A 26,460-nucleotide genomic window follows, 5' to 3' on the forward strand; every position below is an offset into this window, starting at 1 on the left:
TCTTGTTACCCGCCACAAAATCATTTCCGGTGGCGCCACTGAAGGTATCCCCCGAGAGGGTGATGGTGATGGGATTACGATTATCAATCATTCCGCCCGATAGCTCGGAGAAGGTGGCACTGCTGTAACTGAGCGTCCGCGGATCCGTATACTGGATGATCAGATTGGAGCGGGTGTAGTTGGCCACGGCCGCCGCATTGCCGCCGGCCACCGCGTTGTCGGTGAGCGTGATCACCAGATTGGAAATGCTGTTAATGAGCGCATGCGCATCGGCATTGCCCGTGAACGTCAGTGTTGCGGTTGAGGCCGATGCGCCCCGCCGGATCTCAAGGCCAAGGCCGGCCGGTTTATTCGCCACGGTGATCTTGCCGTTGCCAACCATATCCTCATTCTCTATGGCATTAAACGCCTTATTGGCCAGGGTCAGGGTCGTGCCGTTGACCGAGCCGTCATTGGCCACCTTCTCGGTAAACGTCGTAGCTCCATAGGTCAATGTGGAGGGATCGATGAATGCGATGCTCAGGTTCGTGCTTAAATTCAACACGCTGGAAAAAGGGGTCGATCCGAGACTGAAGGCCCCCGCCTGGAATTGAAGCTGTAGCGTGGTGACGTTTTGAGCCACCGCGTGAGCCGTGGCATTCCCGAGCAGGCGCACCTGCAACTCGGTGGCGCTGGCCATCAGCACCTGGCCCGTGAGACCGGCCGGCAAGTTGGTAATCGTCAGTTTCTGACTGTTCGTGGCAAAGTTTTCGCCGATGTTACCCGTGAAGGTCGCATTGGCCAGCGTGATGACCAGCGGATTCGAATTATCAATCGCTCCATTGTTGGCATTGCTTTCAGAGAATGACAGAAGACTGTAGCCGAGACTGGGCGTGTTCGTAAACGAGACCCGGTTGGTCTGCTGGTAGCCCGTCACATCCCACCCCCGGCCCAGGGTGAACGCGTTGTCGGTATACTGCACCACCAGATTGCTGAGAGAATTGCCGCTCTCATGCACCAGGGCACGGTTGGTCAGCGTCAACGCCACCGTCGTCGAGTTAACCAGCGTCGCCACCGCCGTCAGGTTCGAGGGCAACCCTGTTACCACGACCTTGCCATTCCCTACAAAATTCTCACCCGGCGTGCCTGTGAACGTATCCAGGGTCAGCGAATTGGTCAGCGGCTGGCTGTTATCTATCGCCCCGTTATTCGTGACGCTCTCGGTAAAATTGCTCCGGCTCCAGGAGAGAGTGCGCTTGGCCGTCATCAGATCCTCGAGGTAGGCCGGCGCCGCTTCCGCCACCAGCGATCCCAGCGTCCCGTTCGTCTGCACCATATGGAACCAGGAGCCACCCTGAACGCCCGCATAGGTCCATCCACGCCCGTCCACCAAGGGGGTGGCTTCATTGACCCGGATCTGGAACATCTGGTTCGAATAATCATGCAGCACCGTAAACCGCGTCCACTCATTGGTCCCGATGACGGGACTGTTCGTCAACGTAAGCCACTCGTTCGTGGCCGGAGCTTGCGTCCGGTCCTGATGCCAGATGGTCAGCAATCCATTCGTGGCAATATAGAAGGCGCACTGGTCATTCGTCTGCCCGACGGGAGCGCCGTCGCTCCAGGTGGGAAGCACCATGAAATCCACATAAACCACCCCGCCCGTCGCGCTCTGGGCGGCATTCGCTACCTGGGCATTGACCTGAAGGATATTCGTGTGGGTCTGGGTGGGACCGGACAGCGGATAGGACCTCCCTGCAACCGGGTAGTTGGTCAACAGGTTCGCCCGTACCGCATCATTCGTCACCACACCCGCTTCGGAGGACTGGGCAGTCCACCCATTGGTACCCACCACCGACATCCCGTTGGTGTACGGCTCAAAGGAGTCCGACCAGGGGACAAGATTCGTGACCGCCCCGTCCGATGAGCCCGACAGGCATAATGCCGCAAGCATCATGCCGATAAGCCCCTGCTTAAGATTGATTTTCATTTGCTCCCCCCAAAAAAGAAAACTAAAGCCCTACTGGATCCTGAAAATAAAGCCCGGCGAGTCACGGTGCAGAACTAAGGTTTTGCCGTTGTCGATCCTGACCGTATATCCCTTCGGCACGGTCGTAAACGAACCGGTAATCAAGCCGTTGGGGGTAGTCATAATCGTAAGGTCCTGACCGCCTGTCATTTCGAAACCGGCGGCAGGGACCACCACCAACGACAAGCCATTCAAGTTCACCGTGCCAGTTCCATTCACAATCACCTTGTCGACACCGGAGGCGCTCACATCCACAACAAGCGATCCGGAACCACTGAACACAAGGTTGCTACTGATCGTTAACGTTCCAACCCGATTAGTCGCTCCTGCCGTAAGGGCGCCAGTGCCGACAATATTTACGGCACGAGCAATGGTTCCGGTCCCGCCCAGCGTCGCACCACTGTAAACGTAGATGTTGCTGGCACTCCCCAGAATCGCTCCATTCACATTCAGCGTGCCATTGCTAACATAGGTATAGCCAGTGTAGTCATTGTTGGTTGCCGTCAGAGTCAAAGTTCCTGCTCCGGTTTTAACCAGACTGCCATTGCTGCTAATCTTTATGTTGAGAATTGCCTCATCCGTATTGGTTGCAACGTTATCAAAGACCCGGATTTCGGAAAGCGTGGTGAGATTGATGGAGTTCGTTGAATCGCTCGTTAACACAATGGCTCCGTCCGCATCGGGTGCATTCAGTATTAGCGGGGCGCCTGAAGCCAGGAAAAAGCGACCATCGGTTGCGGTCGAGTTCGGCCACCCGAAATAATTGTAACCGCCCCGTGGGTTAATGGTTACCGTGCGCCGGCCACCATAGGCAGCAAACCCACCTCCGGCGGCGCCGGCCATACTGAAAAATATATTATTATTTGCAGCATTCGTTCCCAACACAGGCGAAAAATCCGAAGTCAACCCCATCACGCCCCCGTTCAGGATGACTGACCGCATTGTTCTCAGTGAGTTTGAAACCGACGTCCCACTCTCTTTCACCACCCCATCAAAGGGGTTACCGATATTAAGTACGCCCGAGCCAATCTGCCAAACAAAGTTGGTAGCATTATCACCGGTCCCGTCAATGAGCGTATATTGCACATTTGACAACAGCAACGTGCCCGGCCCGCGCTTTCTGAGCGTATTGATCCCAATACGTTCATTCATCGCTGCCGCCTGATTGGTCGGCGAATACCAGCCTTGCGAAATGGCGTTTAAGGTTAACGCACAAGAACTGAATCGAACGGCTTGTCCCGGAGCGCCAAGGGTGAATGTCGAATTGGTATCGCGCACGAATAGATACAGATCCTGATTTGTATTCGCAACCCCTGTCTCATTATTGATGCTCACCATACTATCGCGCAAGGTTGCCTGTCCAATCGCCAATCCAAGTGTTGCGGGCGCACTGCCGCCCCCCAGCATAAAGCGAACGCCATTGGTGAGAGTGTAAACAGGATTAGCATCACTTCCGGTGAGCAAGTATCCGAACTTACCGTCGGAACTCGAGCGCCCCATGGCGAGGACGTAACAATTAGATCCGCCATTCCCGCTCGGAATGCTGGCATTTCCGTTGAACCGGACGAATCCGACCAACTGGTAAGATCCCCCAATGGCCATTCCGCCAGGCCCAACCATATAGTGCCCACCGTTCTGGTAATCAAAATTATGCACCCCGCTCCAAACCGAGGTGCCAGACAAAACCAACTCGGGTAATTGCCCCTGATGGCCTGTTCCGGCGGCAACGGTGCGGAACGAACCTGTCCCGCTGATCGTGCTGGCCAGTTCAAATACAAATCCGGCTGTTGAAGGATTGGTGATTCCCGGCCCTGTGCTCGCCACAGTGACCGAATAATCATTGGAAATGATAATATCGCGCGCAATTTTGACACCGGCGTTGGCATAGAAGGTCCCATCGGCATTGGTGACCGTCGACCCCATCAGGATGGGGCTGATTCCCAGCCAGGTGTTTGTGGTTCCGGACTCAAAGGCCCCGGTGCCGTCAATCACCTGCGCTGCGCCGCGGGCTGCAAAACTGCGTCCATTCCACTCTCCGCCAACCGGAGTGGAAGTGTTTTTCCACGTTCGCCCTGACACCAAATTGGCCCAGGTAAAGTTCGTACTTAAGACGATTGTACCGCCAACATCCTGCCGGTAGCCGATGGTCACCGGCAAGTTCGCCGGGGACACCGGGTCAAACAATCCATAGGCCTGATTGATCCGGCTGTTTGCGCCCATCGTCACCGCTTTACCCGAAGCCGCCTGATTGAATATCACCGCGCCGTTGGCACCACTATTGCCCATGATATTCAGCGAGTTTGTCCCATATAGCGTCAAATTATTCTGTAAAATCAGTGGCCCTACGGTGTTAAGGGTTGCATGCCCGACCTGTCCCGTGATCGTCAGGTCAACCGTCAAAACCCTGTAGGGCACTTCGATCTGCAGGGTAGGGCCCGCGCCACTCGACGAGCCACTGATTCGGTTGATTAGAATCGGCCCCGTTCCCAGAGAGCCAGCCGACCGGGCAACCACGGTGGGATCCGCCCTTCGTGATTTTCCCGCCGGTCACCAGCTCCTCATTCTCGACCGCATTAAAGGTTTTATTGGCCAGTGTCAGGGTCGTCCCATTGACTGAACCATCATTGGCCACCTTCTCTGTAAACGTGGCAGTGCCATAAGTCAGGGTGGCGGCGTCACTGAAGCTGAGGCCGATGGGACTTCCCATATTCAACACACTCGCCAGAGGGGTAGTTCCCAGACTTAACGCGCCGGCCAGGACCTGAAATTGAATGTTAGTATTATTGGCTGCATTATTCGGCGAGGTCGCTCCGAGCAGTCGCACCTGCAACTGTGTGGAGCTCAGCATCAACACCTCGCCGGTCAGCCCGGCCGGCAGATACTGAATCTGAAGTTTCAGGGAATTTATGGCGAAGTTTTCGCCCACCGTCCCGACAAACGTCGCATTCGTCAGGGTGATCAACAGGGGCGACGTATTGTCTATGGTCCCGTTGTTAGCCGCGCCTTCAGCAAAGAAGGCCGCACTATAGCCCAGTGCCGGCGTGTTCATAAAGGTAAGCGCATTGGTCTGCCGGCATCCCAATACATCCCAGGCCCGCCCTAGGGTGAAGGCATTGTCCGCGAACTGCACCACCAGGTTGCTGATGGAGTTGCCCGCTTCATGCCACACCGCCCGATTGGTCAACGTAAGCGACACATTGGTACTATTGACGATCGTCGCCACCGCTATCAGGTTTGAGGGCAACCCGGATACCGCCACTTTCCCGGCCGTCACCAGATCACTGTTCACCAGGCCATTGAACGTGTCCTGCGCCAGAACGATGGACAGGGGTTGACTGTTATCCATCGCCCCGTTATTCGTTAGACTCTCAATGAAGTTGGTTCGGCTCCAGGTCAGGGCCCGCCGCGCGGTCTTGACATCATCCAGATAGGCAAGCGAGGCCTCCGCCAGAATGGCGGACATCAAACGATTCGTCTGGACCATGTAGAACCAGGCACCGCCCTGACTCGCGCCTCCATAGGCCCAGCCCTTCCCATCCACCAGGGGCGCCCCTTCGTTGATCCGGACCTGGTACATCAGATTGGAGTAATCATGGACCACGGTAAGCCGCATCCACGCATTCGTGCCGATCACCACACTGTTCGTCAGGGTGAGCCATTCGTTGGTGACAGGGGCTCCGACCCGGTTTTGATGCCAGATGGTCAGCAAGCCATTCGTGGCAACATAGAACGCGCATTGGTCATTGGTCTGTCCGCCCGGCGCCGCATCGCTCCAGGTCGGATAGGCCATGATATCCGAAACCACCACCCCGCCACCGGCACTTTGCAATGCATTGGCCACCTCGGCATTGAGCTTCAGGATGTTGGTATGGGTGAGCGAGGGCAATGGATACGTCCCGCCACTGGCAAGATAATCGGCCAATTGGCCTGTTTTGACCGGATCATTGGTCACCACGCCCGCCGCCGCTGTCTGGGCCGTCCAGCCGTTGGTGCCGATGACGGACGTGCCACTGGGATAGGACTCAAAGGAGTCCGACCAGGGGACGAGGTTGGTTACCGCCCCCACCGCCGAGCCGGAGAGGTGTGATGCCGCAAGCATCACTCCGACTAACCCATATTTAAGATTGGTGTTCATGAAGTCCCCCCGGGAAAGCGTTGACTACTGAACCCGGATGACGAGACCCGATGAGTCTTTCCGCAACTCCAGAGCGGTTCCACCCGCCGTTAACCTGACGTTGTAACCACGCGTCACCGTCCCGAGCGAGGTGTAATTGAGAAGCGGGCTGCCAGAAGTCAGGATGGTGTAATTACCGGTGACATCCGAACCGCTTGCAGGAATCACATCCACCTTTACGCCGGTGAGATCAATACTGCCGGCGCCACCCACGTTCACCCGGTCATATCCGGTCGCATCCACTTTGATTGATAACGTCGCTCCGGTACTGAGGACCAGGTTACTGCTGATGTTCAGCGTGCCCGTTCCGGCCGGCGTCCCGGCCGACAGGGTTCCGCCACTCAGCACTTGCACCCGGCGGGAGACGGTCCCCGTCCCCCCCAAAGTGGCCCCACTATACACCGTGAGGTTGCTTGCGCCTGCCAGAAGGGTCCCATTCACGTTCAGCGTCCCGTTCGACACCGAGGTCACCCCGGCCCAGTTATTATTGGTTGCTGAAAGATTCAGAATTCCATTTCCGGACTTAACCAGCGCCGCGCTCGCACTGGCATCGATGATCGGGATCGACAGGGTCGCCCAGTCGGAGTTCGTTGCCGGATTGTCATAGACGGTGATGGTCCGGGCGGCACTATTCAAGGAAATGGAATTCGTTGAGGTTGTTGCCAGCACAATCTCACCATCAGCATCCGGGGCATTGAAGATCAAGGGCGCTCCGTTATAGAGAAAATAATCAGATGCGACGGCCGAGCTACCCCAGGTTAACTTGCTTCCGCTCCAGGGAGAGAGGGTAACCGTACGCTTGCCCCCGTAGGCGCCGAATCCAGCACCTGTGTTGCTGTAGTTATATACCCAAAACCCCCCGACATTGATCTCGCCCGCAGGAGCATTCGTTCCGGACTTCCCGGTATAATCTGCCGCAAGCCCCAAAATACCACCGTTCATGAAGTACGCCATGTTTCGGATCGAATTGGAAGGCCCTGTTCCCGTCTCCCGCAGAACACCCGCATCAAGATTTGTATCAGTATTCCCCAGATACCAGACGAACTTGGATGTGGCATCCCCCGTCCCATCCACCAGGGTATAGACCACGTTGGACAGGACCAGCGTCCCAGTCCCACGCTTGGTCAGCGGCACACTCCTGCCGAAGTCCACCAGCGGTGTAGCCGGCAAGTCCAACCCTGTGTTCCCCTTGGTCTCAGATCCAGTGCTGGCCGTGAACTTTACCGGAGCCCCAACAGTTCCGAGAACAAGGGAACCATCACGAACCAGCATCCAAAGACCACTGTCTCGACCAGGAGTGGTGGAATTCCAACATGAAATCTCAGACCCTACCAACGCAGCCTGGCCTTCAGTACTTCCAAAAGCTGGTTTTGAATAACCGTAATCATTACCCAACAAGAACCGATAATGTTGCGGTAATTGATACGTCGCAATCGCATTGGTCTGCCCTGTGAGCAAAAAGCCATGCACATCTGAACCCGCCCACGAAACACTCATCACATAGGCGTTGCTTGAATTATTGCCGGATGGCAGACTGGAATTGCCATTAAATCGAACCAACATGCTGCTGCTGTCTTGTATGGCAAGCCCTCCCGGTCCAGTATAAATGCAGTCGTTAGCAAGATTTTTAGTTCCACGAGTCCAATTATTGACGCCCGAAAGAATAACTTCAGCCACAGTAATCTCACTGTTTAATGCAGGAATCGACGATGAAAACGACATTGATCCTGGCCCGGAAATATTTCCGCTTATCTTTTGGATCACATTCGCAGTCGAATTCGTTGCTCGACCCGGCCCCTGTGGTGCGATATAGAATGCCCTATCGGCCGTTAGTGTCATATCCGATGCAATCTCAAGGGATGCATCGGCAAAAAACGACCCATCCTCATTTCTCACATCCGACCCAAGCATCACCGGATATCTGGTTGAGCCCGAGGCTGTTGATTGATCAGATTCGAGAATCCCCCTGCCGGCCAATTCAACACTTGCGGGGCACCCTTGGCCGCAAACCCACCCGCAGAATAAGTCCACTTCCCAACCCCAGGCGTACTTGCATTAGTATAGGCATGAGCTGCGATCAAGTTGGACCAGGTCATCGCGGGACTCAAAACAAACATGCCATAATTCATTTTGACACTGATTTCTGCGGGCAAATCACCACCCAACGGCACACTGAATACCGGGCTTTGAAGAGTATTCCAGGTAGAATCTCCAAGGATCCAATAATTGGTCTGCCCCACCAATGAATTTGCCGGACTCAACTCAAGAGTGCCTTGCCCCCAAATGCTCAAAGCATTGTTGACGCCGCTTGTTCCTAAATTCATGGTTCCGGTCATTCTCACGACATTACTGCTGACGATCCACTTGGCGGCACCGGACGTGCCACTTATGGTAATATTGTTAGGAACGGTTTGAGAAACGGCATCAAACTTCAAATCCCGCGCAACAACGGCTGAACGATTGAAAGTAATGGTCCCCGTGCCCAAGGCACCCTGAGCGCGACTGATAAGGGTTCCTGCCGAAAATGAAATGGGCCTCGCTCCACTTAGCCCCCCGCCGGAAGGTGACCCGAACGTTACAACCCCGGCTCCTGTTTTGGAAACACTGCCCCCGCCTGCAATAACACCGTTCGTGAAAGAATAGGCATTCCCCGTGGCATTAGTATTACTGAACAAGACGGAACCCGGCGAGACCGTCCCCGATATATTGATATTGGTCGTTACCAGTGCCGTATCATCAAACACCACCCCATTCCCATCGGCGTAGTTGGCGGAAACCCCGGCATTAAGCCAGTTAGAATCCGAGGTGTTCCAGACGTTGTTCACGTTTCCAGTCCACACCAGCGATTGTGCCTGACTCTGCAATGCCGCCACAAGCAGCCACATGCCCCCCCAAACCAGCACACTCGTATTCACGCGATTCATCCTGTTCATTTTCAATCTCCCCTTTGAATTTTTCCGCTACACGCAAAATCGTTGCTTTTATATTTAATAATTGTGCTCTATAGTAGCGACTCAGAATGAATGGCCCCAATGCAATCAATAGTGATTATGTGCTTAATGATATAAGAATCGTGCTCAAGTCCGGTCTCCCGCTAAACGAGTCAGGGTTCAGCCGGATCCGGAGCTATCCCGAACATCGGTGCGACATCATTGCTGAGGGGATTTCCCTCGAATACGGGCAGCGTCGGTACGATTTCAATAATCAGCACCGGGATGATTTCGCACTTCACATCAAGAAAAACAGCTGCGCCTTCCAATACACCTTTTCAGGGGAAGGCCGGTTCCAAACGCTTCCCAACGGCAGAATTATCCGGATGACGCCAGGCATGGGCTTTTTGTTACCCGTTCCCTCGCCCACCCGCTACTGGCTGCCGCCCGGGGGGGCCTGGGAGTTTGGATTCCTGCTGATCAGCGGTGACATGGCGCATAGTCTCGTCACCCAACTTGTCCGCTTGCACGGCTATCTGTGGCAGCTTCCAGTCACCCATCCAGCCATTGATCTGCTCAAGCACCTGCATCGCCGGGTTCTTGACCGGCAGATTCCCGATGAATTTGAGGTCGCTGCGCTCGCGCACCGGTTTTTGATGGAATTGTTCCGCACGCACCGCAAACCGCGCGCGGAGGTCTTGCCCGCCATCGGGCGCGTCATCCAACTCGTGGACCAGGATTATCACAATCCCGATCTTTCCATCGAGCGAATGGCCCGGGAGGCCGGCCTCTCGCGCCACCACTTCTCCCGCCTGTTCCGGCGGGAGACCGGTTCCAGCCCTCATGCCTACCTTCAGTATTTCCGCCTGCAACGCGCCCTGAACCGGATCACCAACAGCAAGGTCCCCATCAAGCAGATTGCCCTGGAGAGCGGGTACCGGGATTATGCGTATTTCTGCAAGGAGTTCAAACGACTGACGCACCAGACCCCGCTGTCTGCCCGTCGCATCGGTGACAAGTTCAACCTGAGCGCCATCCATACGGAATAGCCATTGCTTAAGGAAAGGCTTTTTGTATAGTTTTGACCGTCGCCAGGCATGGTGCCGGCTAGTGAACACATACAGGAGTACGAACAATGTCAAAACCTAGAGACAGCAAGCGGGAAACCAAAAAAGCACCTCAGAAAACCATCGCCGAGAAGAAGCAGGCCAAGCGCGACAAGAAGAACAAGGCGTAAGCCTGCTATTTCGCCACGGCGCTCACCCGCAAATCCTGCTTCGCATCAATCGTGGAACCCGGAATCGGCGGAAGCCCTAGCAGGAACAGGGCAAGATTCCCCACTTCCCCGTTACGGATCGGTTGTTTAGGTGCGGCATAATCAGGATGCCCTTCACCCGGAGAGAGACGGCTGTCTGTGTTTAGCGCATACAGGTCACCCGGGGTGACCCCGTCACCCCAGACATAAAAGGGGATGGTGTAATCCAGCGGCTTGGTCGTGTCGTAATGGTCTTTGCCGGCCCCGCCATGGTCGGCGGTCAAAATCAAGGCCGTTTTCCCCTTCAATTTCGGATCCGTGGCGATCAGATCCATGATCCGGCCCAACTGACCATCCAGCAGGACCAGGGCGGCGTAGTAAGGCTCACTCCCCCAACCTTGACTATGGCCCGCTCCGTCACATTCACCAAAATGCACAAAGGCAAACTGACAGGGCTGGTTCGTCATCGTGTTGATGAAGTTGTCGACGAGCTCAACCGACGATTTGATATAGGAATAATCCACTTTGTTACGCCCATTATTCACCCCCGTGGTGTCAGGTGCCCCATTCGTCGCATTATAGGAATCAGGGAACAGCGAGAACTTGGTTTTAGTGGCCCACATCCCCGTCTTGAGCCCATGATCATGCGCCACGGCAAAGACACTGGAGATATAGGCCCCCTTGTGGGAGTGGAGCGTCACGCCCTTGGCGGGATCGGTGTTGTTGGTCCAACTGTGGCCTTCCGCCTCCTTGACCCGGCGACTGGTCACCATGCTGGTATGATTCGGAAGGGTGACCGAGACGTCATAGTCATTGCGGGCATTGGCTGTGCCTGCGGATTCCGCCTGAAGTTGCTTGAAGTGCGGCGCTTTACCGGCATCCACCATCGTTTGCAGATAGGACGATCCCAGCCCGTCGACACTCAAGGCAATGACGTAGTCTGCCCCCTGCGCCGCCAGACCACACCCGATCAAACACATCGCTATGATTTTTTTCATGGATCGATGGTAAACGATAATTCCTGTTTGCCAAGAACCAATCATACCGCCCAGTCTAGACTTCAGACATGTTGCCAAAAACGACTCCGCGCGGATTATCCGGTGGACGCCGACGTCCCGGCGGCGTACCAGCGAAAAGAAAGCTCACCCTGTCCACATATGCCGCCGGGACGTCGGCATCCACCAATGCTGACAGCGCGAGCGGTCATAAAGCGTTACTTCCGCCATTGCGACGGAGGAATGCCGGTCTTCTGCTTGAAGACCCGCGAGAAGTAATAGGGGTCTTCAAACCCGGCACGCCGGGCCACGTCACTCAGTTTGACGTCCGGTTCTTCCATCAATTGTTTCGCCCGGTTCACTCTCAGGTTTAACAGGTACTGCTGGGGCGGCAGGCCGGTGGACGTCTTGAAAACCCTGCGGAAATGCGGATAACTTACACCCAACTGGTTCGCCAGGGCTTTCATATCCAGCGGCCGCTCCAACTCATTGGCCATTTGCTGTTTGGCCTGCCGGATAAAGGATTCCTCGCGCCCGCCCTGCTCTCTCTGCAACTGAAGCCGGCTCTGGATCAAGGCCGCCATCTGCAGGACCAGCCCGGTATGGATCACCCCACCAAAGGGCGGCATCCCCTCCGCCACTTCCAGCATCTGTGTAAACAGGTGGTGCAGGGATTCATCCACCCCGTAGTGAATCATCGGCGCACGCCAGGGAATCTCGCCCTGTGACATCAGCGTTTCCGCCTGCCGGCCATTGAACATCATCCAGTATTCCTTCCAGCCCGTCTCCGGCAGAGGGGCGTAATCATGCCAGACCCCGGGCCGGATCAGCAGGACGTCCCCGGCGGCAACCTCAAGTGGCCGCGCACCGCGCACCCGCAATATCCCCCGCCCCTGAGTGAGATACACCAGACTGTAGTCCCGCAATACCCGGCCGTTCTTCCACTGATAGGGAGCCCCATCCTCGTAGACCTGATAGGCCACATGAGGCGGCGTCAACCGGACCCCGACCCCACAGAGATGAATCCCCCATTGCCGCTCTTTGGGGGCCAGGTAGTCAAAGCGCTGGTTGATGCTCATTTTGTCCATCTGAATGCTCATTTTCTCTATTTGATTTCCCGACACTATATGACATTAATGGGGAGATCAAGGCATGAGTACAACGGCCAGATTTAGACCGAATGAACAGAATTTACAAAATGAGTTCAGTCATAACCGATAAGGAGTCCCTATGAAAAACCTCGATAATAACCTGTCCGTCTGGTTCATCACCGGAAGCCAGCATCTCTATGGTCCTAAAACCCTCGCCCAGGTGGCCGAGAACTCGGGCAACATCGTGGACGGCCTAAACGCCTCACGCCGCTTGCCTCTGAAACTGGTCTTCAAGCCCGTGGTGAAAACCCCCGACGAGATCCGCAACACGCTGGCGGCCGCCAACAACGACCCCTCCTGCGGCGGCATCATCCTGTGGATGCACACGTTTTCCCCCTCAAAGATGTGGATCGGCGGGCTCACGAGTTTCCGCAAGCCGATGCTGCACCTGCATACGCAGTTCAACCGTGATCTGCCCTGGTCTTCCATCGACATGGATTACATGAACCTGAACCAGTCGGCCCATGGCGACCGCGAGCATGGCTTTATCCACGCCCGCCTGCGCCTGGAGCGCAAGGTGGTGGTCGGACACTGGCAGGATCGGGAAGTCCAGGACCGCATCGCCGCCTGGGAACGCGCCGTACGCGGTTGGAACGATCTGCAAGGCGCCAAATTTGTGCGGTTCGGCGACAACATGCGGCAGGTGGCGGTCACGGAGGGCGATAAGGTCGCCGCTGAAATCCGGCTGGGCTACTCCGTCAACACCCACCCCGTGAGCGAGTTGGTCGCGGTCATCAATGCCGCCAGCAACCGGGACGTTGCCGCCCAGTGCGCCGCTTATGACGCCGCCTACACCGTGGCACCCGCCCTGCGTAAGGGTGGAGCCAAACGCAGCCGTCTTGAGGATGCCGCCCAGATTGAAGTCGGGATGCGAACCTTCCTCGAACAGGGCGGATACAAGGGCTTTACGACTACTTTTGAAGATCTCCATGGCCTGAAACAGCTGCCCGGTCTCGCCGTCCAGAGCCTGATGGCCGAAGGGTACGGTTTTGGCGCCGAAGGGGATTGGAAGACCTGCGCGCTGTTGCGTGGCATGAAGGCCATGGCCGCTGACCTCAAGGGTGGCACGAGTTGGATGGAGGATTACACCTATCATATGGACCCCAAGCGGCCCCTGGTCCTGGGCGCCCACATGCTGGAGGTCTGCCCCTCCATCGCGGCGGCGAAGCCCTCCCTTCAGATCCATCCGCTGGGAATCGGTGGCAAGGAAGACCCGGCCCGGCTGGTGTTTACCGCCAAGCCCGGCCCTGCCCTGAATGCCACCCTGGTGGATATGGGCAACCGCTTCCGAATGATTGTCAACGAACTCAACGTGGTCAAGCCGCCCCGCCCCCTTCCTAAATTGCCGGTGGCCTGCGCAATGTGGGAGGCGTTGCCGGACTTCAAAACAGCAGCAGCCGCCTGGATCTACGCCGGAGGGGCTCACCACTCGGCCTTCAGCAGCGCCGTCACCGTGGAGCACCTTGAGGACTTCGCCGCTATCACCGGGATCGAGATGATCCGGATCGGCGCAGATACCACGATTGCGGCGCTCAAGAATGAGCTCCGCTGGAATGATGTCGCGTATCATCTGCTACAGGGAGTAGGTCGGTAGTCGACAGAAGAGATTTCTGACAGAATGAACATAATGTACAGAATAGGAATCGATCGACGGTTTAATTTTGTATATTTTGTTGATTCTGTCTAAATATTTTAAATCCGGTTTGACCCGGGAGGAGTTAATTATGGCAAAATATTCAATCGGTTTGGATTATGGAACGAATTCAGTCAGGGCGTTAGTCGTGGATGTGGCCAACGGCGCCGAGGCCGGCTCGGCCGTTCACATTTACTCACACGGCAAGGAGGGCGTCATCCTCTCCTCCGACCCCAATCTGGCGCGTCAGCATCCGGCAGATTACCTGGAAGGCGCCGCAATCACCATCAAGGCGGCGCTCGCCGCTTCATCGAAAAAAATAAAAGGCTTCAAGGCCTCCCAGGTAATCGGCATTGGCGTGGACACCACGGGAAGCACGCCCCTGCCGGTGGACACGAACGGCACCGCCCTCGCCCTCACGAAACGGTTCGCCAAGAACCCGGCTGCCATGGCCTGGCTCTGGAAGGATCATACCGGCGTTGAAGAAGCGACCGAGATCACCGCCCTGGCCCGCAAGATCCGCCCCCAGTATCTGACAAAATGCGGCGGCATCTATAGCAGCGAATGGTTTTTCAGCAAAGTCTTGCACTGCCTGCGAACCAGCCCTGAGGTATTTGACGCCGCCTATACCTGGGTCGAGATGGCGGACTGGATTCCCGCGATGCTGACCGGAACCCAGAAGCCGGGCGTCACCAAGATCGGCATCTGCGCCGCCGGCCATAAGGCGATGTTCAACGCCGACTGGGGTGGTTACCCCGACGCCAAATTCCTCTCCAAATTACACCCGAAGCTGGGCGCGCTGCGCAGCCGCCTGGCAACCAAAGCCTATGATATTTCAGATACCGCCGGCTATCTGACGGCGGACTGGGCCAAGCAAACCGGCCTTACCGCCGGCATCCCTGTCGCGGTCGGCGCGTTTGATGCCCATCTCGGCGGCGTTGGGGCCGGCGTCGGTGAAGGCACGTTGGTCAAAACGATCGGGACCAGTACCTGCGATCTGATGGTGGCGCCGGGCAACCGGAAACTCGCCGACATTCCCGGCATCTGCGGGATTGTCAAAGGCAGCATCCTGCCTGGTTATTTCGGCCTTGAAGCCGGGCAATCGGCTGTGGGCGACATCTTCAACTGGTTCGTAAACACCATTGAACCCCACGGTAAAGAGGGCGGTCATGTGGCCTTGACCCATCAGGCCGCCAAGCTCAAGCCGGGCGCCTCCGGGCTTCTGGCGCTCGACTGGAACAATGGCAACCGCACCATCCTCGTGGACCAGCGCTTGACCGGCCTTCTGGTCGGACAGACGCTGTACACGACGCCGGCGGAAATCTATCGGGCCCTGGTGGAGGCCACCGCGTTTGGCGCGCTGACCATCATCAACCGGCTCGAGGAGTACGGCGTGATTGTCAAATCGGTGGTCAACTGCGGCGGCATTGCCGAGAAGAACCCGATGGTCATGCAGATCTACGCCGACATCATTGGACGTCCCATGAAGGTCTCGCGCTCAGCCCAAACCTGCGCGCTGGGCTCGGCCGTGGCCGCCGCTGTGGTGGCGGGCGCCCATAAGAACGTGACGGCGGCCCAGAAAGCGATGACGGGGTTGAAGCCGATCGTCTACCGCCCGAATCCCGCTGCTCATGCCGTTTACAAGGAAATCTATAAGCTGTATCGTCAACTGCATGACGCCTTCGGGGTGCCGGGCTATGCGGGAGAACTCCACGGCGTCATGAAGACCCTCATCGAGATCCGCAACAAGGCCAGAAAATAAGGGGACGCGATGTTGGAATCACTCAAGAAGGACGTATGTGCCGAGAACCTGCGGTTGGTTGCCGAAGGGCTCGTGGTGCAGACGTGGGGGAACGTCAGCGGCATCGACCGCCAGAAGGACCTGATCGTCATCAAGCCGTCGGGCGTCGCCTATGACCAGATGAAACCCGCTCATATGGTGGTGGTGTCGCTCGCGACCGGGAAAGTAGTGGAGGGCGACCTGAAGCCAAGTTCCGATACCCCCACCCATCTGGAATTGTATCGCGCCTTCCCCGGCCTCGGCGGGATCGTTCACACACACAGTCTCTTTGCCACCGCCTGGGCCCAGGCCAGGCGCGAGATTCCGGCGTTCGGCACCACTCATGCCGACTACTACCACGGATCGATCCCCTGTACACGTCCACTGACCAGCAAGGAGATCTCAGGCGACTACGAAGTGAACACCGGCCGCGTGATCGTTGAGCGGTTTAAGAAACTGGCCCCCCTGGCTTTCCCCGGGGTTCTGGTAGCGAGCCACGGCCCCTTCACCTGGGGGAAATCCGCCTCAGCGGCAGTGGACAGCGCCGTGGTCCTGGAATTTCTCGCCAAGCTGGCTTCCGAGACCCTGCGCATCGCCCCCGCCACCAAGGCAGTGCCGAACGTCCTGCTGGATAAGCATTACCTGCGCAAGCACGGCGCCAATGCCTATTACGGGCAGGAAAAATAACCCTTACACCCATTTGTGTTTCGGGTATTTGCGCTGAAGCTCCTTCTTGGCCTTGGGATAGCCTTCGCGCCAGAAGGTGGTCAAATCAGAGGTCACCTGCACGGGACGGTAATTCGGCGCCAGCACCTGGATCGTCACTAACTGACGTCCCATCGCAATGCGGATGCTCTCCGCCACACCGTAAAGGTCCTGGATCCGGGCCGCAATCGTCGGCGGATTGGTCTCGGAGTAAACAATCTTCACTTTCCTGCCACCAGGCAGATCGAGTCGTTCGGGTACCTGCTTATCAAGCAACGACTGCTTTCGCCCATCGAGCCAGTTTTTCACCACGGGAAAAACCGGACGCTCCTTCACTTCCTTCACGCTGAAGGCCCCCATGCAAATTTCCTCGATCATCAGGCGCCGGTCTTCGTCCGTGATCTCCGGCAGCTCGAGTTCCGGACACCACTTCCGCAGCAGGCTCACCCGAAGCAGCCACTGATCCACCTCTTCAGTCCAGTGCTTCAACGTACAGCGCCCCGCCTGCACTTCATCCGCCAGCAGACTGGCCGCGTCCCCCTCCGGCGGATTCCCCCCGCGCTTCATCTCCAGCACCAGGTCATGATAGAAACGGCCGCGCTCGGCGATGACACGCCGGGAGTCATCAAACCGCACCTGCGTCTCCTCCCGCACGGAGCCCGGGAATAATTCCTCCAGCCATTCCGGCTCGATCGCCGTCACCAGCGAGAGCAGCACATCCATGTCGCCCTTGGCGCCAATGGCCGCCGGCTTCTTGGCAAATCCGCTTTCGACCTCGCGTACTTCCGCCGCCACCACGAAGGTGCTTTTGCGCACGACCGAGGCCCGCTCCAACACGCCGCGCCGGCCATGCACCAGCTCACAACGCAGGGTCCCCCCATCCATCCGCCGTGCCACCTGATCGGCGAACCCGGCCAGCACACAGCGGCGGACGTCGTCATCGGCCACAATCTCGCGCTCCAGGGAGAGGCCCTGTCCCTCAGCGATCCGGCAGAACATCTCATAGAGCCGCCCCGCCTGACGTGCCACCCCGGCGTGAATGCCCAGGCTCCGGCAGTAGTCCACATTGAAATCATGCGCCTCAGCCTCGCTCCAGGCCCGCATCAATTGAAAGAAGTCGGATAACACTTCGTCGCCCAGCCGCCGGTCGCGCTGTTCCTCGACCTGGGAATCCGTCCGTTTGACTAACAGGCCGCGCTCCTGCGTCATCGCCGCAATCAAGGCCACGGTCCGGACCCGTCCGACCTCCTCCGCCGCCATCAGCATGCGCGCATAGCGGGGATGCAGCGGGAAGGCCAACATCCCCCGACCCACTTCCGAAATTTCACCCGTCTTCTCATCCGCCGCCCCCAGATCCCGCAGCAGGGTTTCCGCCCGCGTCAGGGTTCGGTCCTCCGGTGGCTCGAACCAGGGAAAGGTCCGGGCATCCGGACAACCGGACGCCTTGAGCATCAGGAGGGTTTCCGCCAGATCCACGCGGCGGATTTCGGGAATTTCACGGGGTGGCCGCTCACGCTGCTCATACTCCGTCCAAAGCCGCACACAGACCCCGGGGGCCATACGGCCGGCACGCCCGGCGCGTTGATCCGCGGACGCCTGGCTGACTTTCTCGATCCACAGCGTATCAATCCCCCGATAGGGATCAAAGCGGGCGATCCGGGCCAGACCGCCATCCACCACCAACCGGACCCCTTCAATGGTCAGCGACGTTTCCGCCACATTGGTGGAGACAATAATCTTACGGCGCTCCCCGGGCGCCACAGCGGCATCCTGATCCCGCGGCGCCAGTTCACCGTGCAGGGGGCAAATGGAACAGCCCCGCGTTTCCGGCTTGGTGTTCAACGCCTGAATGGTGCGGTGAATCTCATAGGAGCCCGGCATAAAGACCAGCACATCCCCTTCCCGCTCCTGGGCGAGCAACCGCGCGGTTTCCGTGGCCGCGGTTTCCCAGATCGGCACCCGCGCGCTATCCACCGGCTTGGGCAGGTACTCGATCCGGACTGGATACATGCGGCCTTCAGAGCGCAAGACCGTGCAAGGGGTGAGATACGATTCAAGGGTCGCTTTATCCAGGGTCGCCGACATGACGATCAGCCGGAGATCCGGACGCAGGGTCTTCTGCAACTGAAAGGCGCGCGCCAGCGTGATATCACCAAACAAATGCCGCTCATGGAATTCGTCAAAGATGATCGCCCCCACCCCGGAAAGGTGCGGATCACTGATCAGGCGCCGCAACAAGATTCCTTCCGTGACAAAGACAATCCGGGTATCAGTACTGATCCTGTTTTCAAAGCGAACCTGATACCCCACTTCCCGCCCGATCGCCGAGTTCCGCTCAGAGGCCACCCGGGTGGCTAACAATCTGGCCGCCAGTCGCCGGGGTTGAAGGATCACGACCTGACGTCCCTCCGGAATAAGCCCGCGATCTAGCAACATCTGCGGGATCTGGGTTGATTTTCCCGAACCGGTGGGTGCCTGAATCACAAGCCGGGTATTGATCCCGGCACAGGCCTTTATTAAAGCCGGTTCAATTTCAAATATGGGGAGGGTGTTCATCTGCAAGCGGTGAACGATGCCAGATCGCTATCTTGAGGGCAAGATCGCAGTCAAATTACCGATAACAGGCAATGCGAGGTTCGGCTATCTGTAGATTTCCTTGCGAGGTTCGACCGCGACCACAAACACCATCAGGAGGTCATCCTTGATCGAGTATAGAAAAGGTTTTTCTTGGGGATTGAGTCAAAATCCTTCTGAACACTTTTCTTCAGTTCGACTCTATATTTTCCCATTTCGCTTCAACTCCTTGCGGATTTCAACCGCAACACGCGGTGAAGCGATGAGTCGAAGTACACTGTTGCCCGTTTGATTGCGACGCTCATAATTGTTCCTCATTTTTTAGGGCTAACAGCCTGCTCTCGGGGGCGACAGCCGTACCGAGAAGCGGGTGGTTCTGCAATTTTATGATGCCCATTTCAGTGCGAGCTTCTTGCCGGAATGAGCACATTCGCGCAGATACAAGTTAATCAGGTTTTGGTACGGCACCCCGGTTTCTTTTGCCAAAGCCTTGAAATATTCAATGACATCAGTCCCCAAACGCATGGTAACCTGTTTCCTGAAAAACTTGGCATACGGATTGCGAACCGAATCCGAAAAATCATATTCCTTTTTCATATTCCCTCCCATATTGTTTGCGTTCATTACGGGTCGCTTTGCGAGCCGAAATTATCCTAATCACCTGATCGCCCTGCCGACACACATGACACACGACCAAAATGCGAAGCGTTGAGCTGAATCCAAGGATGATGAACCGGTCTTCTTCATCCGAATGTTCAGGATCATGCTTCAGTCGGGCATTTTCATCAGCAAACACCGATGTTGCCTCTTCAAATGAGACATGATGTTTGCGCACATTGGCTTTTGCCTTCTCTTCATCCCAAGTGAATTTTATCTCATCCATATTGATATCGTATTGCTAATAGCATTATGATTCAAGAAATAACTTTATATGCAGAACGCGACTCTTGACCCGCGGCGAGCGTGCGAGCCGTCGCGATCAAAGAGGTGGTTCGTGGAGTATTTTGCGGCTTCAATCAGTTGCATGTCAGACTTAAGCAGCCGGTTGACAACAGCCGAAATATCAGAACGTCTACTGGATGCGATTTTTTCCACAAAACTCAACACATCTGAGTCGAGATAAACGGGCAAGTTCATCTTCGCATCCGGCCGAAAGAATTTCTCGCGCACTCCCTTTGAAAAGTCATATCCCTTTTTCATATCATTTCTCCATGTACTGACTGATTTCACGCCTGACGGCCTTTCGAGACGAAATAATCCTGATGCAGGCATTTGATTCGCAGCTTTCCTGGTACGTGTGGTGCACCACCAAAACTCCACCGCTGGCCGAAAGGCCAATCGTCACCCAGCGATCTTCAGTTTTGCTGTGTTCTTCATCAAACACCGTGATGGCCCTTGGGTCACGGAAAACATGCGTCGCTTGCTCGAATCGCACACCATGATTTTCCGATTAAGACGATCTTTTACGGGATCCCACTCGAAATCATAATTCATCGGGTTGCCCCTTGTTTATTCATATATTTGGCATTCTGCGACAAAGGCAAAATAAATAAACAGGCCGTCTTTGCCTGCCGGTGTTGGGACGCCAGCTCCTTCGCTTTAACGATAATTGGGGGCTCAGTCACCTTGAAAACGACCAGCGCAGAAGTCGGATCCCACTTCACTATATCTTCGATATTTTTCTGCAAAAGATTGAGCAATGCCTTGGCTTGTTCAATGGTTATAGAGAAGAGGACGACAAAATAGGATTTTCCGGATAAAGCGCAGCACACGACTTGCATACGGGTACAGGATGTGCAGTTTGACCAGAACCGGCTCATGGTGCGTGGTGGCAAGGGGGACAAAGACCGGTACGTACCGTTTCCCAAGAAATATCGCGAAGAAATGCAGCAATGGATTCAACTGCGACAGAGTCAATACCAGGAAGATAAGGCCCGTAACATGCACGAGGTGGAAGTGCCTGGCGCGCTGGCCCAGAAATACCCGAACGCGCCGTTCGCGAGGCCGTTCGAGCCGCCGGCTTGACGATCCGGTTCACCCCGCACTGCTTCCGCCATTCTTTTGCAACCCATCTGCTGGAGGCCGGACAGGACATCCGAACGGTGCAGGTCTTATTGGGGCATTCCCAGATGTAAACAACGATGATTTACACCCACGTGCTCAACAAGGGGCCGATGGGCGTAATCAGCCCTGCGGATACGCTGTAATGAGTGCCCCTGTTATTCACCCTTCTTCGGCTCTGCCCCTTCCGGGCTCGCCGCTACGACCTCATCATCCTCAGGTTCAACGGTCGTTGCCGCCACCAGCTTGTCGCCGGCATCGAGATTGATCAGGCGAACCCCCTGGGTCACGCGGCTGATCACACGGACATCCGCCACCGGCATCCGGATCATCTGGCCTTGCGCCGTGATCAGCATCAGGGCATCGCCTTCCTGAACGGCATGGGCTCCCACAATGGCCCCGTTGCGATCCGAGGTGCGAATGGTCATCAGGCCGCGGCCGCCGCGGTGCTGAACCCGGTATTCATCAAACCCGGTACGCTTTCCGTAGCCGTTTTCGGTACAGACGAGGAAGGTCGCGCGCGGATCCACAATCTCCAGGCTCTCGACCTTGTCATCGTCATCCAGCGCAATCCCGCACACCCCCCGGGTGTCACGACCCTGGTCGCGCAATTCGCTCTCATTGAAGCGAATGCTCATTCCATTGTGCGTGGTGAGCACGACATCGGTATGGCCATCGGTCTGTTTGACCCCGATCAGACGGTCGCCCTCATCAATGGCGATAGCAATGATGCCGGCGGTACGCGGATTGCTGAAGGCCGCCAGATTGGTCTTCTTGACCACGCCTTTCGCGGTGGCGAACACGACAAACTGATTCTCGGCAAACTCACGCACCTTGATCATCGAGGCGATGCTGTCACCGCTCTGAACATTCAGCATGTTGACCAACGCCTTGCCGCGCGAATTCCGGTTCGCCTCGGGAACCTCATACACCTTCTCCCAGTACAGCCGACCGGTGGGCGTAAAGAAGAGGATGTAGTCATGGGTATTGGCCACAAAGAGGTGCTGGACATAGTCCTCCTCCTTGGTATCCATTCCCGCCACCCCTTTGCCCCCGCGCCGCTGGGCCTTATAGGTGCTCACGGCGGTCCGCTTGATGTAGCCGGTATGGCTGATGGTGATCACATAACCGCGGTCGGCGATCAGATCCTCGATGTTCACTTCGCCTTCATCAGGAACCAGGCTGGTGATCCGCTCATCCGCATATTGCTTCCGAACCTCGATCAGGTCCGCCTTGATGATCCCGAACAGCTTCTCACGACTGGCCAACAGGTCCTTCAGATAGGTGATCAGCTTGATCAACTCCAGATATTCCGCCTCGAGCTTATCCCGTTCCAGGCCGGTCAGCTGATAGAGCCGCATGTCGAGAATCGCGTTCGACTGGATTTCGCTCAGTCCGAACTTGGACATCAACTGGGCACGGGCCTGATCCCGGTCCTTGGCCGCGCGGATGATCTTCACCACGGCATCCATGTTATCCAGCGCAATTTTCAACCCCTCCAGGATGTGGGCGCGCGCCTCGGCTTTATCGAGCTCAAACTGGGTGCGGCGCCGAACCACGTCATAGCGGTGATCCAGATAGGCCTCGAGCATCTCCTTGAGCGTCATGACTTTGGGACGGCCCTGATCGATCGCCAGCATGATGGCGCCGAAGGTCGTCTGGAGCTGGGTATGCTTGTAGAGGTTGTTCAAGACCACCCGGGCCACCACCCCGCGCTTCAGTTCAATGACGATGCGGATTCCGTCCTTATTCGACTCATCGCGCAGATCAGAAATACCTTCAATCTTCTTTTCCTGAACCAGATAGGCGATATTGGTGATCAGGGTCGCCTTATTCACAGCATAGGGAATCTCAGTAATAATGATACTTTCCTTGCCCTGCTTGCCTTCCTCAATGCCGGCCCGGCCGCGGACCTTCAGCAGGCCACGCCCGGTGCGGTACATGTCCGCGATCGGCTTCAATCCGCAAATGATACCGCCCGTAGGAAAATCCGGACCCTTGACATACTTCATCAGGTCATCCACGGTGGCATTCTCATGGTCAATCAGGTGCACCAGCGCATCCACCAGCTCGCCCAGGTTGTGGGGCGGGATGTTGGTGGCCATACCGACTGCAATACCGGTGCTGCCGTTCAGGAGCAGATTGGGGACGCGGGCGGGCAACACGGACGGCTCCATGAGATCGCCATTGTAGTTGGGCACCATGTCCACGGTGTTTTTGTCGATATCCGCCAGCATCTCTTCCGCCATGCTCGTCAGACGCGACTCGGTATACCGGTAGGCGGCGGCATTATCGCCATCAATACTACCGAAGTTTCCCTGGCCATCCACCAGCATATAGCGCATGGCGAAATATTGGGCCATCCGCACCAGGGTGTCATACACCGAGGAATCGCCGTGCGGGTGGTATTTACCCAGCACTTCACCGACCACATAGGCGCATTTCTTGTAGGGACGGTTGTGTAACAACCCGAGATTCCGCATGGCGAAGAGAATACGCCGCGCGCCAGGCTTCATCCCGTCACGGACATCCGGCAGGGCACGCCCGATAATGACACTCATGGAGTAGTCAATGTACGAGCGCTGCATCTCGTCTTCGATGTTGATATTGGCCAAAACTTCGTTTCGTGTATACATACTTAGATATCCAAATTCTGAACGTTCAGGGCATTGTCCTCAATAAATTTGCGGCGCGGCTCGACTTCATCCCCCATCAGGATGGTAAAGATCTCATCGGCCTTGACGGCATCCTCCTGCACCACCTTGAGCAGCTTCCGCTTGTCGGGATTCATGGTGGTTTCATACAGCTGCTCGGGATTCATTTCTCCCAAACCTTTATACCGCTGAATGTAAAGCCCCTTGCGGCCGAACTCCCGGATCACTTCCAGCAGGTTCGGCAGGGAGCTGACCGGCGTTTCCTCGTCATCTGAATCCTTGAGCGTGAACAAGGGCTTTTCATGCAGATTGAACTGCTCCATGGAAAATCCTTTTTTCTCAATGGCGACCATCACCTTGGCCAGGGAAGTGGCCACATACAGCTCCTGGATGCGGAAGGCCGAGCTGCCCATGGCTGGCGCCGAATGGCCGTTTTCGGAAACAATTTCGAGCTGCTCGCCCAGTTTCCGCTCCTGCTCTTCACGCAGGCCCTTGAGCTCTTCATCGGTCGTCACGAAATGGTGCTCGGCGGTCTCGCCCTTGCCGATAGTCACATAATAGCGGGGGAAGGCCCCCGCCTTGCTGCGTTTGGCCAGATAATCCTCAAACCGGATCCCCTTACGCGACAGGCTCTTTGAGGCCTGCTCGGTCTGCAACAGCAACTCCAGCAACGCCATCAGCTCATTGGTCTCCAGCGTCTTGTTGCGGCTGACCTTGAGGGTCATATCCTCGGCGCCCAGTTCCAGCAACTTGCGGGTCAGCGTCTCATCGGTGTCGATGTACTCCTCGCGCTTCTTGCGGCTCACCTTGTACAGGGGCGGCTGGGCCAGATAGACATAGCCGCTCTCGATGAGTTTGGGCATCTGCCGGTAGAAAAACGTCAACAGCAGGGTCCGGATGTGAGAGCCGTCCACGTCGGCATCGGTCATGATGATGATCTTGTGATAGCGCACCTTGGCGACATCAAACTCATCCGCCCCGATTCCCGCCCCAATGGCCGTCACCATCGTCCGGATTTCATTGTTATTCAGGATCTTGTCCAGTCGCGCCTTCTCCACGTTCAGCACCTTACCGCGCAGGGGGAGAATGGCCTGGAACTCACGGTTCCGGCCCTGTTTGGCCGAGCCACCGGCGCTGTCACCCTCAACCAGATACAACTCGCACAGGGCGGGATCACGCTCGGAACAATCGGCCAGTTTGCCGGGCAATGCTGCGGAGTCCAGCGCGCCTTTACGGCGGGTCAGGTCACGGGCCTTGCGGGCCGCATCCCGGGCACGGGCCGACAGGAGCGCCTTTTCAATGATACGCCGCGCCACGGGCGGATGCTCCTCGAGATAGGTGGAGAGTTCATCGTTCACCACCGACGCCACAATCCCCTCCACCTCACTGTTGCCCAGCTTGGTTTTGGTCTGTCCTTCAAACTGCGGACCGGGCAGTTTGACACTGATCACGGCCGTCATGCCTTCCCGGATATCTTCACCCGACAGGCTTTCCTTGTCTTCCTTGATCAGTTTATTCGCCTTGGCATAGGCATTGACGGTACGCGTCAGCGCCGAGCGGAAGCCGCTCAGGTGGGTGCCGCCCTCAATGGTGTTGATGTTGTTGGCAAAACACAGCATCGTCTCGGTATAGGTGTCGGTATACTGGAACGCAATCTCCACCTCGATCTTGTCCTTCTCTTTCACAAACGAGATGACCTTGGGGTGAATCGCGGCTTTGCTGCGGTTCAAATGCTCCACAAACTCCACCACCCCGCCCTTGAACTTGAAGAGCTCCTCGCGCGCCGGTTCCTCCTGGGAGAAGTGGATCTCAATGCCGCCGTTCAGGAACGCCAGTTCCCGCAGACGGTTCGCCAGGATATCCCACTCAAACTTGATGGAGCCGGTGAAAATCTGGGTATCCGGCAGAAACGTGATCTTGGTCCCCGTCCCGCGCGTCTTGCCAATGGTTTCAAGCTTCGACACCGGCACGCCGCGCTCATAGCGCTGGTGATAAATCTGCCCGTCACGCCGGACTTCCACTTCCAGCCACTCGCTCAGCGCATTGACACACGAGACCCCGACGCCATGCAAACCGCCGGACACCTTATAGCTGTCATTATCAAACTTGCCACCTGCATGCAGAACGGTCAGTGCCACTTCCACCGCCGGACGCTTTTCCGTCGGATGCATATCCACCGGAATCCCACGCCCATTGTCGTTAATCGTACAGGACCCGTCCGCATTCAGCCGGACCTGCACGTTGGTGCAATAGCCGGCCAGCGCCTCATCAATCGAGTTGTCGACCACCTCATAAACGAGGTGATGCAAACCGCGGACCGAAGTGTCACCTATGTACATGGCCGGGCGTTTTCGAACCGCCTGCATGCCCTCAAGAACGGTGATGTGGGAGGCGTCATAAGCCCCGGTCTTTTTTTGTTGTTCAGCCATAGTAAGAACTCATTCTTCTGGAATAACTTACGGGGTTCAAGGAACGTCCGTTTTTCGGGTCAGAAATTGACCGCCCAAGAGGGTGGTCATTTAGGGTCCGACTGTATCGAA

At 56.6% G+C, this 26,460-nt stretch carries 20 protein-coding genes; 5 read left to right on the top strand and 15 right to left on the bottom strand.

The features are described from left to right. From WCS52_17745 to WCS52_17765, 5 genes are all read right to left on the bottom strand, one after another. A partial coding sequence (locus WCS52_17745) for a hypothetical protein (protein ID MEI6169027.1) occupies positions 1 to 1,969 on the bottom strand: 1,969 nt, incomplete at its 3' end. 30 nt (positions 1,970 to 1,999) lie between these two features. Further along, entirely contained in the window at positions 2,000 to 4,423 is a 2,424-nt protein-coding gene (locus tag WCS52_17750) for an autotransporter-associated beta strand repeat-containing protein (GenBank protein ID MEI6169028.1), read from the bottom strand. Next, positions 4,398 to 6,143, bottom strand: a complete 1,746-nt coding sequence (locus WCS52_17755) for a hypothetical protein (GenBank protein ID MEI6169029.1) — start codon at positions 6,141 to 6,143, stop codon at positions 4,398 to 4,400. The genes WCS52_17750 and WCS52_17755 overlap by 26 nt, the downstream gene beginning before the upstream one ends. A gap of 24 nt (positions 6,144 to 6,167) precedes the next feature. Further along, positions 6,168 to 7,745 carry an autotransporter-associated beta strand repeat-containing protein gene (locus tag WCS52_17760; GenBank protein MEI6169030.1) on the bottom strand — a complete coding sequence of 526 codons (1,578 nt, stop codon included), beginning with the start codon at positions 7,743 to 7,745 and terminating at the stop codon, positions 6,168 to 6,170. A gap of 347 nt (positions 7,746 to 8,092) precedes the next feature. After that, a complete protein-coding gene (locus WCS52_17765) occupies positions 8,093 to 9,115 on the bottom strand; it encodes a hypothetical protein (GenBank protein ID MEI6169031.1) in 1,023 nt (340 codons plus the stop codon). Positions 9,116 to 9,201: 86 nt separating this feature from the next. Here WCS52_17765 and WCS52_17770 point away from each other — a divergent pair, with 86 nt between their 5' ends. Continuing rightward, positions 9,202 to 10,161, top strand: a complete 960-nt coding sequence (locus WCS52_17770) for an AraC family transcriptional regulator (protein ID MEI6169032.1) — start codon at positions 9,202 to 9,204, stop codon at positions 10,159 to 10,161. A 193-nt stretch (positions 10,162 to 10,354) separates the two neighbouring features. Here the strand turns inward: WCS52_17770 and WCS52_17775 are convergent, their stop codons facing one another. Together WCS52_17775 and WCS52_17780 are read right to left on the bottom strand one after the other, a co-directional pair. Beyond that, the gene (locus WCS52_17775) at positions 10,355 to 11,365 is read right to left on the bottom strand and encodes an alkaline phosphatase family protein (GenBank protein ID MEI6169033.1); all 1,011 of its coding nucleotides are present in this window, start codon (positions 11,363 to 11,365) and stop codon (positions 10,355 to 10,357) included. A 215-nt stretch (positions 11,366 to 11,580) separates the two neighbouring features. Then, on the bottom strand, positions 11,581 to 12,450 hold the full coding sequence (locus tag WCS52_17780) for an AraC family transcriptional regulator (GenBank protein MEI6169034.1): 870 nt from the start codon (positions 12,448 to 12,450) through the stop codon (positions 11,581 to 11,583). Between the two features lie 142 nt (positions 12,451 to 12,592). On the opposite strand from WCS52_17780, the gene araA reads away from it, so the two are divergent. The 3 genes from araA to WCS52_17795 all read left to right on the top strand — a co-directional run bounded on the left by araA (position 12,593) and on the right by WCS52_17795 (position 16,613). Further along, complete coding sequence (gene araA / locus WCS52_17785; GenBank protein MEI6169035.1) at positions 12,593 to 14,107, top strand: L-arabinose isomerase; 1,515 nt, start codon at positions 12,593 to 12,595, stop codon at positions 14,105 to 14,107. A gap of 130 nt (positions 14,108 to 14,237) precedes the next feature. Continuing rightward, the gene (locus WCS52_17790) at positions 14,238 to 15,908 is read left to right on the top strand and encodes a ribulokinase (protein MEI6169036.1); all 1,671 of its coding nucleotides are present in this window, start codon (positions 14,238 to 14,240) and stop codon (positions 15,906 to 15,908) included. Between the two features lie 9 nt (positions 15,909 to 15,917). Then, a complete protein-coding gene (locus WCS52_17795; GenBank protein ID MEI6169037.1) occupies positions 15,918 to 16,613 on the top strand; it encodes an L-ribulose-5-phosphate 4-epimerase in 696 nt (231 codons plus the stop codon). A gap of 3 nt (positions 16,614 to 16,616) precedes the next feature. On the opposite strand, the gene hrpB is transcribed toward WCS52_17795, so the two are convergent. The 6 genes from hrpB to WCS52_17825 form a co-directional block, all read right to left on the bottom strand. Continuing rightward, a complete protein-coding gene (gene hrpB / locus WCS52_17800) occupies positions 16,617 to 19,187 on the bottom strand; it encodes an ATP-dependent helicase HrpB (GenBank protein ID MEI6169038.1) in 2,571 nt (856 codons plus the stop codon). A gap of 402 nt (positions 19,188 to 19,589) precedes the next feature. Then, positions 19,590 to 19,802, bottom strand: coding sequence for a CopG family antitoxin (locus WCS52_17805; GenBank protein MEI6169039.1), 213 nt, complete (start codon positions 19,800 to 19,802; stop codon positions 19,590 to 19,592). Further along, positions 19,786 to 20,088 carry a BrnT family toxin gene (locus WCS52_17810; protein MEI6169040.1) on the bottom strand — a complete coding sequence of 101 codons (303 nt, stop codon included), beginning with the start codon at positions 20,086 to 20,088 and terminating at the stop codon, positions 19,786 to 19,788. The genes WCS52_17805 and WCS52_17810 overlap by 17 nt, the downstream gene beginning before the upstream one ends. Positions 20,089 to 20,132: 44 nt before the next feature. Then, entirely contained in the window at positions 20,133 to 20,405 is a 273-nt protein-coding gene (locus WCS52_17815) for a hypothetical protein (GenBank protein ID MEI6169041.1), read from the bottom strand. 1 nt (position 20,406) lies between these two features. Continuing rightward, positions 20,407 to 20,640, bottom strand: a complete 234-nt coding sequence (locus WCS52_17820; GenBank protein ID MEI6169042.1) for a BrnT family toxin — start codon at positions 20,638 to 20,640, stop codon at positions 20,407 to 20,409. A 55-nt stretch (positions 20,641 to 20,695) separates the two neighbouring features. Then, positions 20,696 to 20,986 (bottom strand): hypothetical protein, encoded by a 291-nt coding sequence (locus WCS52_17825; GenBank protein ID MEI6169043.1) that lies wholly within the window; start codon positions 20,984 to 20,986, stop codon positions 20,696 to 20,698. Between the two features lie 13 nt (positions 20,987 to 20,999). On the opposite strand from WCS52_17825, the gene WCS52_17830 reads away from it, so the two are divergent. After that, the gene (locus WCS52_17830) at positions 21,000 to 21,230 is read left to right on the top strand and encodes a hypothetical protein (protein MEI6169044.1); all 231 of its coding nucleotides are present in this window, start codon (positions 21,000 to 21,002) and stop codon (positions 21,228 to 21,230) included. A gap of 194 nt (positions 21,231 to 21,424) precedes the next feature. On the opposite strand, the gene gyrA is transcribed toward WCS52_17830, so the two are convergent. Next, the gene (gene gyrA, locus WCS52_17835) at positions 21,425 to 23,902 is read right to left on the bottom strand and encodes a DNA gyrase subunit A (protein ID MEI6169045.1); all 2,478 of its coding nucleotides are present in this window, start codon (positions 23,900 to 23,902) and stop codon (positions 21,425 to 21,427) included. 2 nt (positions 23,903 to 23,904) lie between these two features. Then, complete coding sequence (gene gyrB / locus WCS52_17840; protein ID MEI6169046.1) at positions 23,905 to 26,349, bottom strand: DNA topoisomerase (ATP-hydrolyzing) subunit B; 2,445 nt, start codon at positions 26,347 to 26,349, stop codon at positions 23,905 to 23,907. Positions 26,350 to 26,460: the final 111 nt, after the last annotated feature.

It is taken from the genome of bacterium (genome assembly GCA_037128595.1).
In the GTDB taxonomy this organism is placed as follows: domain Bacteria; phylum Verrucomicrobiota; class Kiritimatiellia; order CAIKKV01; family CAITUY01; genus JAABPW01.